Source organism: Streptomyces sp. NPDC058008 (assembly GCF_042886395.1).
In the GTDB taxonomy this organism is placed as follows: domain Bacteria; phylum Actinomycetota; class Actinomycetes; order Streptomycetales; family Streptomycetaceae; genus Streptomyces.
Map to the genome: position 1 here is coordinate 35,566 of NZ_JBHVQX010000003.1, position 15,906 is coordinate 51,471.

General features: G+C 72.4%; 16 protein-coding genes. 6 read left to right on the forward strand and 10 right to left on the reverse strand.

Going from position 1 to position 15,906, the window contains the following annotated elements; translation table 11 throughout:
* Positions 1-152 precede the first annotated feature (152 nt).
* Together ACFVS9_RS03780 and ACFVS9_RS03785 are read right to left on the reverse strand one after the other, a co-directional pair.
* Positions 153-803: a response regulator gene (locus tag ACFVS9_RS03780; protein ID WP_389929836.1), complete on the reverse strand. Its 651-nt coding sequence runs from the start codon at positions 801-803 to the stop codon at positions 153-155.
* A gap of 5 nt (positions 804-808) precedes the next feature.
* Positions 809-1,996, reverse strand: a complete 1,188-nt coding sequence (locus tag ACFVS9_RS03785; RefSeq protein ID WP_389929838.1) for a sensor histidine kinase — start codon at positions 1,994-1,996, stop codon at positions 809-811.
* Positions 1,997-2,146: 150 nt separating this feature from the next.
* Between ACFVS9_RS03785 and ACFVS9_RS03790 the strand changes: the two genes are divergently transcribed.
* A complete protein-coding gene (locus ACFVS9_RS03790; protein ID WP_389929840.1) occupies positions 2,147-2,704 on the forward strand; it encodes a hypothetical protein in 558 nt (185 codons plus the stop codon).
* Here the strand turns inward: ACFVS9_RS03790 and ACFVS9_RS03795 are convergent, their stop codons facing one another.
* A complete protein-coding gene (locus ACFVS9_RS03795) occupies positions 2,705-3,277 on the reverse strand; it encodes a cob(I)yrinic acid a,c-diamide adenosyltransferase (protein ID WP_389929841.1) in 573 nt (190 codons plus the stop codon).
* Positions 3,278-3,682: 405 nt separating this feature from the next.
* Between ACFVS9_RS03795 and ACFVS9_RS03800 the strand changes: the two genes are divergently transcribed.
* From ACFVS9_RS03800 to ACFVS9_RS03810, 3 genes are all read left to right on the forward strand, one after another.
* Entirely contained in the window at positions 3,683-4,531 is an 849-nt protein-coding gene (locus ACFVS9_RS03800) for a 3-hydroxyacyl-CoA dehydrogenase family protein (RefSeq protein ID WP_383115059.1), read from the forward strand.
* A gap of 244 nt (positions 4,532-4,775) precedes the next feature.
* A complete protein-coding gene (locus ACFVS9_RS03805; protein WP_014154038.1) occupies positions 4,776-5,099 on the forward strand; it encodes an STAS domain-containing protein in 324 nt (107 codons plus the stop codon).
* A gap of 227 nt (positions 5,100-5,326) precedes the next feature.
* A complete protein-coding gene (locus ACFVS9_RS03810) occupies positions 5,327-7,795 on the forward strand; it encodes an ATP-binding protein (protein WP_389929844.1) in 2,469 nt (822 codons plus the stop codon).
* Positions 7,796-7,867: 72 nt separating this feature from the next.
* Here the strand turns inward: ACFVS9_RS03810 and nucS are convergent, their stop codons facing one another.
* Positions 7,868-8,539: an endonuclease NucS gene (nucS, locus tag ACFVS9_RS03815; protein ID WP_383115057.1), complete on the reverse strand. Its 672-nt coding sequence runs from the start codon at positions 8,537-8,539 to the stop codon at positions 7,868-7,870.
* Positions 8,540-8,796: 257 nt separating this feature from the next.
* On the opposite strand from nucS, the gene ACFVS9_RS03820 reads away from it, so the two are divergent.
* A complete protein-coding gene (locus ACFVS9_RS03820; RefSeq protein ID WP_030971516.1) occupies positions 8,797-9,189 on the forward strand; it encodes an SCO5389 family protein in 393 nt (130 codons plus the stop codon).
* A 97-nt stretch (positions 9,190-9,286) separates the two neighbouring features.
* On the opposite strand, the gene ACFVS9_RS03825 is transcribed toward ACFVS9_RS03820, so the two are convergent.
* Entirely contained in the window at positions 9,287-10,318 is a 1,032-nt protein-coding gene (locus ACFVS9_RS03825) for an LLM class flavin-dependent oxidoreductase (RefSeq protein WP_389929847.1), read from the reverse strand.
* A 214-nt stretch (positions 10,319-10,532) separates the two neighbouring features.
* Between ACFVS9_RS03825 and ACFVS9_RS03830 the strand changes: the two genes are divergently transcribed.
* Positions 10,533-10,862 carry an ATP/GTP-binding protein gene (locus tag ACFVS9_RS03830; protein ID WP_389929848.1) on the forward strand — a complete coding sequence of 110 codons (330 nt, stop codon included), beginning with the start codon at positions 10,533-10,535 and terminating at the stop codon, positions 10,860-10,862.
* A gap of 2 nt (positions 10,863-10,864) precedes the next feature.
* Here the strand turns inward: ACFVS9_RS03830 and ACFVS9_RS03835 are convergent, their stop codons facing one another.
* The 5 genes from ACFVS9_RS03835 to ACFVS9_RS03855 all read right to left on the reverse strand — a co-directional run bounded on the left by ACFVS9_RS03835 (position 10,865) and on the right by ACFVS9_RS03855 (position 15,801).
* Positions 10,865-11,725: an ABC transporter permease subunit gene (locus tag ACFVS9_RS03835; RefSeq protein WP_383115054.1), complete on the reverse strand. Its 861-nt coding sequence runs from the start codon at positions 11,723-11,725 to the stop codon at positions 10,865-10,867.
* Complete coding sequence (locus tag ACFVS9_RS03840) at positions 11,722-12,849, reverse strand: ABC transporter ATP-binding protein (RefSeq protein ID WP_383115053.1); 1,128 nt, start codon at positions 12,847-12,849, stop codon at positions 11,722-11,724. Before ACFVS9_RS03840 ends, ACFVS9_RS03835 begins: the two co-directional genes overlap by 4 nt.
* A gap of 137 nt (positions 12,850-12,986) precedes the next feature.
* Positions 12,987-13,766 carry an ABC transporter permease gene (locus ACFVS9_RS03845; RefSeq protein WP_383115052.1) on the reverse strand — a complete coding sequence of 260 codons (780 nt, stop codon included), beginning with the start codon at positions 13,764-13,766 and terminating at the stop codon, positions 12,987-12,989.
* Between the two features lie 5 nt (positions 13,767-13,771).
* On the reverse strand, positions 13,772-14,773 hold the full coding sequence (locus tag ACFVS9_RS03850; protein ID WP_389929849.1) for an ATP-binding cassette domain-containing protein: 1,002 nt from the start codon (positions 14,771-14,773) through the stop codon (positions 13,772-13,774).
* Positions 14,774-14,862: 89 nt separating this feature from the next.
* Complete coding sequence (locus tag ACFVS9_RS03855) at positions 14,863-15,801, reverse strand: cellulose-binding protein (protein ID WP_383115050.1); 939 nt, start codon at positions 15,799-15,801, stop codon at positions 14,863-14,865.
* Positions 15,802-15,906: the final 105 nt, after the last annotated feature.

Consider the following 15,906-nt stretch of genomic DNA (forward strand, 5'->3'; position numbering starts at 1 on the left):
AGGTCCGGCAAACGGGGATGGTCCGTAACCTGCAAACCCTGCGTCGCCCTGAGCCCGCTTTGTCATGGCGTACTCACCGCAGCGTGTCCGGTGAGATTAGGAAGGTCTGGACCAATCGTCAAGAGGTCCAGACCAAAGATCCGTGCCGGACCTCAGAGGCCCAACTCCTGCGCGAGCACCGCCGCTTGGACCCTGCTGCGCAGCTCCAGCTTCCCGAGCAGCCTGCTGACGTGCGTCTTCACCGTCGCCTCGGCCATCGACAGGCGTCCGGCGATCTCCGCGTTCGACAGCCCCTCACCGAGGCGGGCCAGCACCTCCCGCTCCCGCCGCGTCAGCGAGTCGAACCCCTCCGGAGGGGGCCCGGCCGCGCCCCGGGCGGGGGAGGTCCCGGCGAACTCCTCGATCAGCCGCCGGGTCACGGCCGGGGCGATCAGCCCCTCGCCGCGCGCCACCGTGCGCACGGCGTCGAGCAGGTCCCGGGCGTCGGTGTTCTTCAGCAGGAAGCCCGACGCCCCCGCGCGCAGCGCGCCGAAGACGTACGCGTCCAGGTCGAAGGTGGTCAGCACCAGCACGTCCGCAAGCCGCTCGGCCACGACCTGCCGCGTCGCGGACACCCCGTCCAGCCGTGGCATCTGGACGTCCATCAGCACCAGATCCGGACGGAGTTCACGGGCCAGGCGCACGGCGGCCTCGCCGTCGGCCGCCTCGCCCACCACCTCGATGTCCGGCGCGCTGCCCAGGATCAGCACCAGCCCCGCGCGCACGGCCGACTGGTCCTCCGCCACCAGCACCCGGATCGTCATGCCCGTCACATTCCCTCCCCGACGGGCAGTTCGGCCCGCACCGTCCAGTTCTCCGCACCGTCACCCCGTGGCTCCGGCCCCGCCTCGACCGTCCCGCGCAGCAGCGCCACCCTCTCCCGCATCCCCACCAGACCGGCCCCGGAACCGGGGGCCCGCAGCGCCGGCCGGTCGCCCAGCACACTGCTCACCTCCACCGTCAGCACCTCGCGGGCGTGCTCCAGCCGGACCGTCACCGGGCCGGGCGCCGCGTGCTTGAGCGCGTTCGTCAGCGCCTCCTGGACGATGCGGTACGCCGCCAGCTCCACCGGCACGGGCAGCGGGGCGGCCCCCTCACGGCGGTCCTCCAGGGTGACGGTGAGTCCGCTGGACGCGGAGTTCGCGCCGGCCTGTTCCACGAGGGAGTCCAGGGAGGAGAGGGCCGGCACCGCGCTCGGCGGCCCGGCCGCGCCGCTCTCCCGCAGCAGCCCGATCAGCCGCCGCATCTCGGCCAGCCCGTCGACACTGTTGCGCCGGATGACCCCGAGGGCGTCGCGGGAGGTGGCGGGGTCGTCGATGGAGAGGGCGGCGGTCGAGTGGATGGCGATGGCGGAGAGGTGGTTGGCGACCACGTCGTGCAGCTCGCGCGCCATCCGGGACCGCTCGGCGGCCACCGCCCGCGCCCGGTCCGTCTCGGCCAGCAGGCCGGTCCGGTCGGCGCGGAGCCCGGCCGCCTCCGCGGCCTCCCGGTGGTTGCGCACGCTGACACCGGTGAGGGCGGGCGCGAAGGAGACCAGCCCGGTCACCACACCGAGCAGCAGCGCCTCCGGCCTGCGGAACCAGGCGAGGAGACCGATGGTGACCGCGACGGTGACCAGGAACGCCGTCACCGGGATCCGCCGGGCCGCGGCCGGACTCCCGTAGACCACGGCCGCGTACATCAGGTCGGTGTACATCAGGACGGTCGCCAGGCTGCCCGTCGTGAACCGGTCGGCGATCAGAGCGAGCGTCCCGAGGGCGAGCGCGGTCCGCGGCCGGGTGCGGCGCAGCAGTTCCAGAGCCGCCGTCACCGCGAGCGGCACGAGAGCCGCCCCGTGGCCGCCGAGGACGCGGCCGCCCTGGGTGTGCGGACCGGCGGCCCAGAGCGTCAGCCCGCCGGCCAGACCGGTCACCGCGATCAGGACGTCGTGGCGGTGCGGCCGCGGAGAGGTGAACACCCCTCCATCCAACACGCCGTGCGCCCGCGGCACGTCCGTACGCCGGGGGAGGCGCGGGTACATCGAAGGATGCAGTCACGGTTCGTCATCGCCGACGACGAACCCGCGCCGGACGGAGGGGAGTCTGGAGGGGACCGAGGGAGAAGGACCGTGATCGTCACACTGATCGTGCTCTGCGAGGCCGGCTTCTGGGTCCTGCTGGCCGCCGGGCTCGCGCTGCGGTACGTGGCGGGCAAGCCCCGGCTGGGCGCCGCCGTGCTGCTGTGCGAGCCCCTGCTGGAGGTCGTCCTGCTGGTGGTGACGGCCGTCGACCTGAGGAACGGCGCCGAACCGGGCCTGAGGCACGGCCTGGCCGCCGTCTACATCGGCTTCACCGTGGGGCTCGGCCGCTCCACCGTCACCTGGGCCGACGCCAGGGTCGCCCACCGCTTCGCGGGCGGGCCGCCGCCGGTCAGGCCCCCGAAGTACGGGACGGCGCGGGCCGCCCACGAGTGGCGCACCGCGGCCCGCTGGATCCTGGCGGCGGTCACCGCCCTCGCCCTGCTCCAGGCGGCGGCGTGGTACGTCGGGGACGACGCGGCGACCGCCCCGCTGCGGATGTGGCAGGAGAAGATGCTCTGGGTGATCGGCGTCAACCTGCTCATCGCGTGCGGCTACACCCTCTTCCCCCGGCGCGAGCCCGCGGAGCGGACCGGGACGTGCCGCTGATCAGCGCTCACCGCCCGGCACCCACAGCACGTCCCCGACCTCCTTGTTCGCCGTCCTGGCCAGGATGAACAGCAGGTCGGAGAGGCGGTTCAGATACGTCGCCGTCAGCGCGTTCATCACCTCCCCGTGCACCTCCAGCGCCGCCCAGGTGGACCGCTCCGCCCGCCGCACGACCGTGCACGCCTGATGCAGCAGCGCGGCCCCGGGGGTGCCGCCCGGAAGGATGAAGCTGCGGAGCTTCTCCAGCTCCTCCAGGAAGGTGTCGCAGTCCGCCTCCAGCTTGTCGACGTAGGACTGTTCCACCCGCAGCGGCGGGTACTGCGGGTTCTCCACCACCGGCGTCGACAGGTCCGCACCCACGTCGAACAGGTCGTTCTGCACACGGACGAGGACCTTCACGACGTCCTCGGAGAGGTTCCCGAGCGCGATGGCCGTGCCGATGACGGCGTTGGCCTCGTTGGCGTCGGCGTACGCGGAGATCCGCAGATCGGTCTTGGCGGTCCGGCTCATGTCGCCGAGGGCCGTGGTGCCCTGGTCGCCGGTGCGGGTGTAGATGCGCGTCAGATTGACCATGGGGTCAGCGTAGTGACGCTCCGGCCCCGCGGGCGACGCGCGTGCCGGCCGCCACGGTGCGGGCGGCGGCACGCGGCCGGCACCACCCGCCGCCTACGGGGACGCGCCCCGCACCGGCCCGTACCGCCGCGCGCCGGGGGAAGTCCCGGGCGGATCCCGGCCGTCCGGCCCGGGAGCCGCCCGGCCGGGCCCGCCGGCGACGCGCCGTCCCTGGCCGGGGACATGACGGACCTCCCCACGGCCCCGCGCTCAACTGCGCGCGGCGCGCCGCCGGGTGACACCGGCCGGTGTGATGTCCGTCATGTGAGACGTGACGCGCATCTCTTCAGGGCCTCACGGCCCCTCACGGGTACTAATCTCCGCCGGAGAGCATGTGAACGACCGAGAAGCATTGGGGTGCGAATCGTGGCCAGGAAGCTCGCCGTCATCGGCGCCGGACTCATGGGATCCGGTATCGCGCAGGTCTCCGCCCAGGCGGGCTGGGACGTGGTGCTGCGTGATGTCACGGACGAGGCCCTGGCCCGCGGGCGCGGCGGGATCGAGGCCAGCTACGGCAAGTTCGTCGCCAAGGGCAAGCTGGAGGCGGCCGACGCGGAGGCCGCCCTCGCCCGGATCACCACGACCACCGACCTCGACGCCGTGGCCGACGCGGACGTCGTGGTCGAGGCCGTCTTCGAGAAGCTCGAGGTCAAGCACGACATCTTCCGTACGCTCGACAAGGTCGTACGGGAGGACGCCGTCCTCGCCTCCAACACCTCCGCCATCCCGATCACCAAGATCGCGGCCGTGACGGAGCGCCCCGAGCGGGTCGTCGGGGTGCACTTCTTCTCGCCCGTCCCGATGATGCAGCTCTGCGAGCTGGTGCGCGGGTACAAGACCAGCGACGAAACCCTCGCCACCGCCCGGGAGTTCGCCGAGTCCGTGGGCAAGACCTGCATCGTCGTCAACCGCGACGTCGCGGGCTTCGTCACCACCCGGCTGATCTCGGCGCTCGTCGTCGAGGCGGCCAGGCTGTACGAGTCGGGCGTCGCCTCGGCCGAGGACATCGACACCGCCTGCAAGCTGGGCTTCGGCCACGCCATGGGGCCCCTCGCCACGGCCGACATGACCGGCGTCGACATCCTCCTGCACGCCACGGGCAACATCTACACCGAATCCCAGGACGAGAAGTTCGCCGCCCCGGAGCTGATGCGCCGGATGGTCGATGCAGGTGACATCGGGCGCAAGAGCGGGCAGGGCTTCTACACCTACTGATCACGACCGGCCCCCGGGCCGTCCGATGCGCCGTCGATCAGACCCGGGGGACCGGGGTCCCGCGCCGTCAGGCGCACGGATCCAGCGGGTACCGCAGAACCGGCTTCACTCCTCGGGGTGAATTCGGTAGCGGTTCGCCCACTGACGGCAACTTCCCTGTCGCCGCGGCAGTCAGTTGGGGCAGAGGCAGGAAGAAGAAGACAGACCGACCGACCTTGCTACGGAGTACTTCCGGGGAGCGCATATGCACATCAGGGGCGACCACGCCGAGCTGGTCGTCGGGGGCCGCCTCGACGTCCGAAGCGCGGCGGACGCCCGTACGGTTCTGCACTCGGCCGTCGACGACGGAGCCGGCGACCTCGTGCTGAACCTGACCGAGCTCGACTCCTGGGACGCCACCGGACTCGGCGTCATCATGGGCGCGCACCGAAGAGCCGGGCGGGCCGGCCGGCGGCTGGTGCTGCGCGGTGTGCCACCGCAGATGCAGCGCCTGCTGGTGGCGACGCGGCTGCACCGGATCCTGGCCATCGAGGGCGGGCTCGCGGCGGACTCCCTGCCGCGCGTCTGAGGCCCCGTCAGTGCCCACCGGGGGCGATACACGCACAATCCTCACGAGAATGTGATGTCGCGGGCGGCGCGGCCCCCCACTGGTTCGTAGATACTGTGCCAAGGTTTAGGGTTCGGCCGTCCGCTGATCGACGAGAACCCACTGGCGGACACCGGACCGGGAGCGACTGCGGGGCGTGCGAGGCCGGAGGGGGCTACCGCGCACTGCGCGTCTGGGGGACTTTGACGATGGACCCGACCAACCGGGGACCGGAAGAGCACGGCAAGGGCCGCTCCGGTGACGACGGTGCGAGGCGCCGGCAGTCCCGCGACCCGCTGACGCCCGACTTCGGGCACCAGGCACCGCAGCAGTCACGCACGGTGCGGCTGATATCGGGCGACTTCCTGCTCACCGTCAATCCGGTCGACGGCAGCGAGATCGAGCCCTGCCGCCCGGGCGAGCGGCCCGACGCGCCCGTACGGCACACCGGCGCACAGCGTGTGGAGCGCGAGCGCGCCGCAGCGCCGCCCGTCCCGCCGGGGCCGCCCGCCCCGCAGATGCCCCTCCTGGAACGCCGGGACGAACGCGACCGGCTGGTACGGCTGCTGGCCCGCGGGCGTTCGGTGTGCCTCACCGGACCGGCCGGGTCCGGCCGTACGGCCCTCCTGGACGCCGTCGCCGCCGACTGCGCGGACCTGGCGCCCGACGGGGTCGTCCGCCTCTCCGGGTACAGGCGGACCGCCGGCGAGCTGATGTACGGGCTGTCCGAGGCCGTCCACCGCGCCCCGCTGTACCGCCCCGACCGTGAAGGCCTCCTCGCGCTCGTCCACGGCATCGGCGCCGTCGTCGTCGTCGACGACCTCGAACTCGGCGGCGCAGCCCTCCAGGAGCTGCTCGACGCCACCCCGGAGTGCGCCTTCCTCTTCGCCACGACCCCCGACGTGCCGTCCCCGGCGGCCGACACGAGCCTCGAGGAGGTCTTCCTCTCCGGTCTCGGCCGCGGCGCCTCGATCGAGCTCATGGAGCACGTCGTGGAGCGCGCCCTCACCGACGAGGAGGCGAACTGGGCGGGCGACCTCTGGTTCGAGTCCGAAGGGCTCCCGCTGCGCTTCGTCCAGGCCGGCGCCCTGCTGCGCCAGCGCGACGACCTGCGCGCCGCCCAGGAGCGGCCCGACGGCTACGAAGACGACCCGTCCGACGCGCCGTTCGGCCGGGCCGGGCCCGCCGTCCTCGCGCTGCCCAGCCTCGGCGAGGGCGCGGCGCCCGCGGCGCTGCTCGCCTCCCGGCTGAGCGAGGCCGCCCGCGAGACCCTGCGCTTCGCCGTCGCGCTCGGCGGCGAGGTGCCGCACCAGGCGCACCTGCCGGCCCTCGTGGGGGACACCCACGCCGACGCCGCGCTGGGCGAGCTCGCCCTCTGCGGGCTGCTCTCCCCGGCGGGCCCCCGCTACCGGCTGGCCGCCGGAGTCCTGACCCAGCTGGAGGCGAGCGGATACGGCGAGGACGCGGACGCGCACGCCCGCAGCGCCGCCCAGCACTACGCCTGGTGGGCGGGCCACCCCTCCGTCACCCCGGAACGCGCGGTCGCCGAGGCGGACGCCCTCCTCGCGTCGATGACCCGCCTCGTCCCCGGCGAGACACCGGGACAGGCCAGTGTGGCCGTCCTGCTGGCCCGCAGCGCCGCCCCCGCCTTCGCGGCGGGGATGCAGTGGGGCGCCTGGGAGAAGGCCCTCAGGAGCGGCCAGGAGGCCGCGCGCATCGCGGGCGAGGTCGCGGAGGAGGCGTACTTCCACCACGAGCTGGGCGTCCTCGCGCTGTGCACCGGCCATCTGGACCGGGCCAGGGCCGAACTGGAGACGTCCATCGGCATGCGCGGGGCGCTCGCCGACAAGCCCGGCGCGGTGGCCGGGCGCCGGGCGCTCGCACTCGTCGCGGACCGCTCCGGCGAACCCCTGCACAGCACCCTCCCCGGCGAGGAGGCACCGGCCCCGCGCCACGACGAGCCGGCCCCGCCCCCCGGCGGCGGCTCCCCGGCGCCCAAGCCCCTCTTCCCCCGGATCACCGACACCTCCGCGACCCTGATCACCCATCAGCCCCCGCCGCCCGCCCGCCTGTCCGCCGGGCGCATGGGCGTGCTCCGCGGCGCCCGGCGCAACCTCGTCGCGGTGGGAGCGGGCGCGCTGCTCGCCGCCGTGCTCGGCACCGTCGTGACCCTGGGGGCCACCTCGGGGAGCGAGGACCCCGAGGGGCAGGGCGCCACCACGGAACAGTCGGCGACCGAGGACGACGGCGGAAGCGGCCTGTCCGAGGACGAGCCGACCGACGGCCCGGCCACCGGCGAGGGCACCGCCGGCGGCGACGCCGCGTCGCCCGGCCCCTCCGGCCCCGCCACCCCGTCCGCGAGCGGCAGCCCCTCCCCGGACGCCTCGGAGTCCGGCACGCCCCCGGAGACGGACGACCCGTCGAGCGGCAGCCCCAGCGACTCGCCGACGCAGGACAGCCCGACACCGACGAAGAGGCCGACGAGGACACCGACCACGTCGCCCAGCCACTCCGAGACCCCGAGCGAGACGCCGACCGACCCCGAGTCCCCGGCGCCCACCCCCTCGGAATCCGAGACGACCACGGAACCGTCCATGTCCGACTCGGCGAGCGGCCCGGCCGAGACCGTCACCGCGTCGGCGACGGAGGACGTCCCCGGTCCGCCGGCCACGGCCTGAGGGAGCGCAACGCCGTACGGGCCCGGAGACCGGGCCCGTACGGCGTCATGAGGGGCAGCGCGGCCCCCGCGGTCAGAACAGCCGCAGCTTGTCGTCCTCGATGCCGCGCATCGCGTCGTAGTCGAGGACCAGGCACCCGATCCCGCGGTCCGTGGCCAGCACCCGTGCCTGCGGCTTGATCTCCTGCGCCGCGAACACGCCCCGCACCGGCGCCAGATGCGGATCGCGGTTGAGCAGCTCCAGATAGCGGGTCAGCTGCTCCACGCCGTCGATGTCGCCCCGCCGCTTCAGCTCGACGGCCACCGTCGCGCCGTCCTTGTCCCGGCACAGGATGTCGACCGGACCGATCGCGGTCGGGTACTCACGGCGGATCAGGGTGTACCCCTCACCGATCGTCTCGATGCGGTCCGCCAGCAGTTCCTGGAGGTGCGCCTCCACGCCGTCCTTGATGAGCCCTGGATCGACACCCAGCTCATGGGACGAGTCGTGGAGGATTTCCTCCATGGTGATGATCAGTTTCTCGCCCGCTTTGTTCACCACGGTCCAGACGCCCTCGCTGTCGTCGGCGCCCTCCTTCAGGGTGCACGGCGGGGACATCCAGTTGAGAGGTTTGTACGCCCGGTCGTCGGCGTGGATCGAGACGCTGCCGTCCGCCTTCACCAGGATCAGACGGGGGGCGGAGGGCAGGTGGGCGGTGAGCCGGCCCGCGTAGTCGACGGAGCAACGGGCGATGACGAGACGCATGGTCGGCAACGCTACTCGACGACCCGACCTCCACGCGATTCCCGTACCCGTCCCGGCGGCCCCCCGACGGCCGCCGAGCGGGCTTGCCCCTCTTTGCGACCGTTCGTTATTGGCCGGTTGTGTTCCCAATCTCCTGGTGCGGCCCGGACTGCGCGCTTACCGTGTAAGCGGGAGGTCGCCGTCTGTGTACGCAGCGTCGCCGTCCCGCCCTGCCCGTAAGGCCCCGGCCACCCGTCGGGGTCGCGAGAGGAGAACCCATGTCGCTCGACGTCTCACCGGCGCTGTTGGAACAGGCCGAGCGAGGCGAGGTCGACGAAGCCGACTTCGTCGACTGCGTCCGGACCTCCCTGCCCTACGCATGGGAGATGATCAGCTCTCTGGTGGCCCAGCTGAAGGTCGACGGCGGAGAGTTCGCCGACAACCAGACGCCGCCGCCGGACGAGCAGGCACGCGGCCAGCTGCTGCGTGCGCTCGCCAGTGATGCGATACGCGGTGCGCTGCAGCGGCACTTCGGAGTACGCCTGGCCTTCCAGAACTGCCACCGTGTCGCGGTGTTCCCGCTGGACGCCTCGGTCGACGAGCGGCTGGCCCGGTTCACCTCGGTGAGGGGACAGTTGCTCAACCAGTCGCCCGAACTGCGGGACTGCTGAACGCTTCTGCTGCCGCTTCGGGCCGCGGGAGGTGCAACTGGCTCCGGGGCGGCAGCTCCCGCACCACCGCACCACCAGGACCACCGGCGTGACCGGGTCATTCCAGCAGCGGCAGCACCTCCGTGCCGAGCCGCTGGACGTTCGTCTCCGTCGCCGCGAGATCGCCCGAGCCCTCCACCATCAGGGCGAAGCGGGTGATGCCCGTGCGCTCGGCCGTGGCCGCCAGCCGGTCCGCGGCGAGACGGGGCGGGCCCACCGGGTGCAGGCCGCAGAGGTACTCCGTGTACGCGACGGGGTCTCGCATCACCCGGTGCCGGCCGTCCACCGTCACATGGGCGTCGAGCCCCTGCCGGAGCCAGCCGGGCATCGCCTTCACGAGGGTCTCCAGGGCGTCGTCGGGGCGCTCGGCGATCTGGGCCACCCCTGCGGACACATGTGCTGCCCGCTCGACGACCTCCGCCGGCTGGCCGGCCTCCCGGGCGGCCGAGCGCCACAGCGCGACCATGCCGGCCTTCTCCTCGTCACCGCAGTGCATCCCGAGGAGCATCGGCAAACCCTTTTCAGCGGCGAGTTTCACGCTTTTCGGCGAGGTGCACGCGACGATCACCTCCGGACCCGGGGGACCGTCCCCGAGGAGCTCGTCGGCCCGGGGCACCACGGCCACCTCACGGAAGCCGTACCGCTCCCCGCTTCCCGCGACCCGGGAGCCGTCCAGCCACGCGAGCAGCAGATCCAGGGCTTCGGGAAAACCCCGCTCGTAGGCGTCGAGACCGCCCTGGAACACCTCCAGGTCGACCCAGGGGCCGCCGCGTCCCACTCCCAGGGAAAAGCGCCCGCCGCTGGTCAGGTGCAGCAGGGCCGCCTGTTCGCCGAGCATGACCGGGTGCTGGTTGGGCAGCACGCTCACCGCAGTGCCCACGCGGATCCGGCGGGTGCGGCCGAGCAGCAGGCCGGCCAGGGTCGTGGCGGACGGGCAGACCCCGTACGGCACGAAGTGGTGCTCCGCCAGCCAGACGGAGTCGAGCCCCGACTCCTCCGCGACCTCCGCGGATCTGACGGCACGGTGCAGGGCCTCGCCCTGCCCCTGGCCCGGGAACTGTGCTGCCAGTACGAATGTTCCTACGCGCATCGTCTGTCGCCTCCTTACGGCCGACGCGGCTGCCCCCCTACCGGCAACAACGTCTGACACGTGCCAAAGGCACGGTCCACGGCGAAGTTGTTGCGATTTTCCGGTAACCCACCCGCCCCGCCGCAGCTCACGGCTCCCACCCGCCACCGGGCCCCGGCCGATGGCTCTAGGCTGGACGGAACCGACCGCCCGTACCCGTCCTGTGAGGTGTTCCGTGTCCCCGCGCCGCAACCGCCCCCGAGGCGGCGAGAGTCCCACCGGCAGCCCAGGAACGGCGGGGGAGCGCTACGGCGGGGGCGGTGCCACGGAGAGCTGGCAGGGCGAGGAGTGGTCGGTGCGCCCGGTCAGCGGCGCCGGTGCGGCGGGCAAGCGCTACCGCTGCCCCGGCTGCGACCAGGAGATCCCGTCCGGGGTCCCGCACCTCGTCGCCTGGCCCGACTACGGCGGGATCGACGACCGCAGGCACTGGCACAAGGCCTGCTGGAACGCGAAGGACCGCCGCACCACACGGGTGCAGCGGTCCAGGAACGCCCCGCGCCACTGAGTTCAGACGTCCCGGCGGTCCAGCGAGGCGAAGGCCCCGGCCATCGCCACCGCGGTCACGCAGGCGATGACCCCCAGGGGCTCCCAGCCGCTCGGCCCCGAGGTGGTCACCGACACGTCGTACATCGCGCCGATCTGGTTGGGGATCGAGTACTCGAAGAGGAACTGCTGCACGGAGGCCAGCGTCGGCGAGAACATGAAGATCGCCAGCACCAGCGGGAGCAGCACCACCGCGATCATGACCGTGATGGCGCCGGCCGAGTGCCGCACGAGCGCGCCGACGGCGAGCGAGAGCAGCCCCAGCGTCGCGACGTAGAGGCCGATCCCCAGCGTGGAGCGCATCCAGAGCCCGGTGTCGGGTGTGGCGCCGTCCAGCAGGGCGGTCTGGAGGACCCCGACGATGCCGGTGGTCACCGTGGTGATGGTGAAGGCGAGCAGGAAGAAGACGATCGACTTCGCCGTCAGCATCCGCGCCCGGCTCGGGCAGGCCGTCAGGGTCGTACGGATCATCCCGGTGCTGTACTCGGACGCGATGGTCAGCACCCCGAGCGTGATCACGCAGATCGATCCGAGGAGCACCCCGAAGAAGCCGAGGCTGAGCACGGGGGTGTCGTCCAGCGGCTCGTCCGCCAGGCTCACGACGAACGCCACGAGCAGACCGATGCCGATCAGCAGCACGATCATCACCCCCAGCGTCCACATCGTGGAGCGCACGGAACGGATCTTCGTCCACTCCGAGGCGAGCGCGTCCCCGAGGCCGGGGGTGCGCACCGGGATCGGGGAGGCGTACGGGCCCGGCGAGCCCTCCCAGCCCTGCTGCGGCTGCTGAGGAGCCTGGTGCGCCTGCGGCGGAGGCATCGTCATCGGGGGTCCTCGTCGGTCTCGCGCTCGGTCCGCCCCACGGGGGGCGCGGGGGTGGGTGCCGGTGCGCCGGCGTACGGGTTCTGTCCGGGCGGCGGCGGGGCGTACCAGCCCTGCTGCGGGACCTCCGGGGGCGGCTGGGGCGCGTAGCCCGGCTGGGGGTGGCCCCCGTAGCCGGGCGGCGGCACCTGGAGGCCCTCCTTCGCGTCCGCCGTCGAGCGGTAGTCCACGGCGGACTGCGTCATCCGCATGTACGCCTCCTCGAGCGAGGCCCGGTGCGGTGAGAGCTCCCAGAGCCGCACGTCGGCCCCGTGCGCCAGGTCGCTGATCCGGGGCAGTCCGAGCCCGGTGACCCGCAGGGCGCCGTCCGGTTCGGGCATGACCCGCCCGCCGGCCTCGGTGAGGGAGGCGGTCAGCTTCTCGCGGTGCTCCGGATGTTCCGCCGGGACGCGCACCCGGGCGAAGTCGGCGGAGTTGGCGGAGATGAAGTCGGTGACGCTCATGTCGGCGAGGAGCTGTCCGCGGCCGATCACGATCAGATGATCGGCGGTGAGCGCCATCTCGCTCATCAGGTGGCTGGACACGAACACCGTGCGGCCCTCGGAGGCCAGCCGCTTCATGAGGTTCCTGACCCAGAGGATGCCCTCGGGGTCCAGCCCGTTGACGGGCTCGTCGAAGAGCAGCACCTGCGGGTCGCCGAGCAGCGCGGCCGCGATGCCGAGCCGCTGGCCCATGCCCAGGGAGAAGCCGCTGGAGCGCCGCTTCGCGACGTCCTGCAGCCCGACCACGCCGAGGACCTCGTCCACCCGGGCCGCCGGGATACCCGCCAGCTGGGCCAGGCTCAGCAGGTGGTTGCGGGCGCTGCGCCCGCCGTGCACGGCCTTGGCGTCCAGCAGTGCCCCCACCTGGCGTGGTGCGTTGGGCAGGCTGCGGAAGGCGTGACCGCCGATCGTCACGTGTCCGGACGTCGGCCGGTCCAGGCCGAGCATCATGCGCATGGTGGTGGACTTGCCCGACCCGTTGGGACCGAGGAACCCCGTGACGGCACCGGGCCGCACCTGGAAGGAAAGGTTGTGCACGGCCGTCTTCGCGCCGTAGCGCTTGGTCAGGCCGACTGCCTCGATCATGCTCCAGCCCCATCGACGTATCAGTCGTAGGGGCCCAGGCATCCGGCCGCACGCCCCCGTCAAGAGTTAGGAGGATAACCAGCCGGAGGCGGTTCCGGCCAAGTCGTCACGCGGGGCGCCGGCGCCGGGGGCGCCGCTCAGGCGTCCCGGTTCTTCAGCACGAGGTAGCCGCCGGCCACCGCCGCCACCACCCAGAGCGCCATGATCCCGAGCCCTGCCCAGGGCCCGTACGGCGCCGGGCTGCTGTTCATGGCGTCCGGCACCACCTGCATGATCTTGGAGCCGGCCCGGTCGGGGAAGTACCGGGCCACGGTCTTGGCCCCCGGGACCGCCGAGAGGATCTGCGAGACCAGGAAGAAGAACGGCATCAGGATGCCCAGCGACAGCATGGAGCTGCGGAGCATCGCCGCCACCCCCATGGAGAAGACCGCGATCAGGCCCATGTAGATGCCGCCGCCCACGACCGCGCGCAGCACGTGCTCCGCGCCGATCCCGGTGCCGCGGCTGCCGAGCAGGGCCTGGCTGAGGAAGAAGGTCACGAAACTGGTGGCGAGGCCGACCAGCAGGGCCAGGACGCCCGCCACCGCGATCTTGCTGAAGAGGAACGAGCCGCGCTGCGGCACCGCGGCGAGCGAGGTGCGGATCATGCCGGAGCTGTACTCCGTGCCCACCACCAGCACGCCGAAGACGACCATCGCCAGCTGTCCGAGCACCATGCCCGAGAAGCCCACGTACGTCGGGTCGAAGGTGGCCCGCTCGACGCTGGAGAGATCGTCGAACTGGCTGTTCAGCAGGGCGCTCAGGGCGGCGCCCATGGCGACGGTGACGAGGAACGCGCAGATCAGCGTCCAGGTCGTCGAGGAGACCGTACGGATCTTGGTCCACTCGGAATTCAGGACCGCGGGTACCGATGCCATCGCTGTCACACCCCCGTCGTACGGTCGGCCGGGCCGCCGGTCTGCTCGTTCCACCGCGCGCCCCAGTCCGGGGCCGCCGCCGGTGGCTGGAGGCCGTCGCGGTCGGAGTGGGCGTGGTATTCCACCGAGCCCGCGGTCATCTGCATGAAGGCCTCCTCCAGCGAGGCCCGCTGGGCACTGAGCTCGTGCAGGACGATCCCGTGCCGGCCGGCCAGCTCGCCGAGCCGTTCGGGGGTCTCGCCGTCGATCTCCAGCAGGCCGGCGCCCGACTCGACCGCCACGACACCCTCCGCGTGCAGCAGGTCGCGCAGGCGCTCCTGCTCGGGGGAGCGCATGCGCACGTAGCTGCGGGAGTTCTCGTGGATGAAGTCGGCCATCGAGGTGTCCGCGAGCAGCTTGCCCTGCCCGATGACGATCAGGTGGTCGGCGGTCAGGGCCATCTCGCTCATCAGGTGCGAGGAGACGAAGATCGTCCGGCCTTCCGCGGCGAGCGTCTTCATCAGGTTGCGGATCCAGTGGATGCCCTCGGGGTCGAGCCCGTTGACGGGCTCGTCGAACATCAGGATCTCGGGGTCGCCGAGGAGTGCGGCCGCGATCCCCAGCCGCTGGCCCATGCCGAGGGAGAAGCCCTTGGACTTCTTCCTCGCCACGGCGGTCAGACCGACCGTGTCCAGCACGTGGGAGACCCGGCTCTCCGGGATGCGGTTGCTCTGGGCGAGGCACAGGAGGTTGTTGTACGCGCTGCGCCCGCCGTGCATCGACTTGGCGTCCAGCAGGGCCCCGATGTGCTTGAGCGGCTCCTGGAGGTCCCGGTAGGGGCGGCCGTCGATCCGCACCGTGCCGCTGGTCGGGTTGTCGAGGTCGAGCATCATGCGCATGGTCGTGGACTTGCCCGCCCCGTTGGGGCCGAGGAATCCCGTCACCATGCCCGGTCTGACCCGGCATGAGAGGCGGTCGACGGCAACCTTGTTGCCGAAGCGTTTGGTGAGGCCGTCGAGCTCGATCATGCGCCCACGCTAGAACGGCCGCGCGCCCGGCGCCACCACAAGGGCGGAACCGGGCGCGCGATGGGGTACGGCTGAGGCGGGCGCCTCGCTCAGCGGGTCTGCTGGGCGGGGACCCCACGGGTGGCGGAATCGTCCTCCACCGGGGAGCCGGCGGCGGCGACCGCGGCACCCGTCAGCGTCGCCAGCATCTCGCGGACGTTGGTCAGCTGCGCGTTGATCGAGTCGCGGCGGTTGGTGAGCGCCGCCAGCTCGCGCTCCGACTCGCTGCGGATCCGGTCGGCCTTGGCGTTCGCGTCGGCGACGATGTCCTCGGCCTGGCGCTGCGCCGTCTCCACCGTCTGACGGGCCCGGCGCTCGGCGTCCGTACGGAGCTTCTCGGCCTCCAGGCGGAGCTGCTCGGCGCGGTGCTCGATCTCGGCCAGGCGCTTCTCGGCCTTCGCCTGGCGGGAGGCGAGGTCGCGCTCGGACTGCTCGCGGCGCTTGGCGAGGTTCGTCTCGAAGTCCGCGGCGGCCTGGGCGGCCTTCGCGCGGGTCTCCTCGAAGAGGGCGTCGGCCTCCTCGCGCTTCTGCTGGGCGTCCTTCTGGGCGTCGGTGCGCAGCGTGCTCGCTTCGCCCTTGGCCTTCTCGACGATGCGGACGCCCTCGTCCTCGGCCTTCGCCTTGCGCTCCGCGGCGAACGTCTCCGCGTCGTTGCGCACCTGCTGGGCGGCCGACTCGGCCAGCTCGCGGTGCTGCTCGGCCGCGCGGCGGGCCTCCTCACGCAGGTCCTTCGCCTCCTCCTCGGCGAGGCGGAGGATCTTCTCGACACGTGCGCCGAGTCCGGCGTACGACGGCTCGGAGTCGTTGACCTGGGCCTGTGCGTTCTGCGTCTCGAGGTGGAGTTCCTCGATGCGCTTCTCCAGAGAGGTGATCCGTGCGAGGGCGCTGTCACGGTCGGCGACGAGTTTGGTAATGCGGTCGTCCACCTGACCGCGGTCGTATCCACGTCGCACGAGCTCGAAGCCGAAGGGGGAGGAAGGGTCGCTCATGGGGTTCCTGTCGAATGAGACCGGTGAGGTGTTAGAGGGAATCCTAGGGGTCTGGGCGGCGTGTCAACGTGAAGATGCCGCTTTGGTATGGAGAATGACACCCCT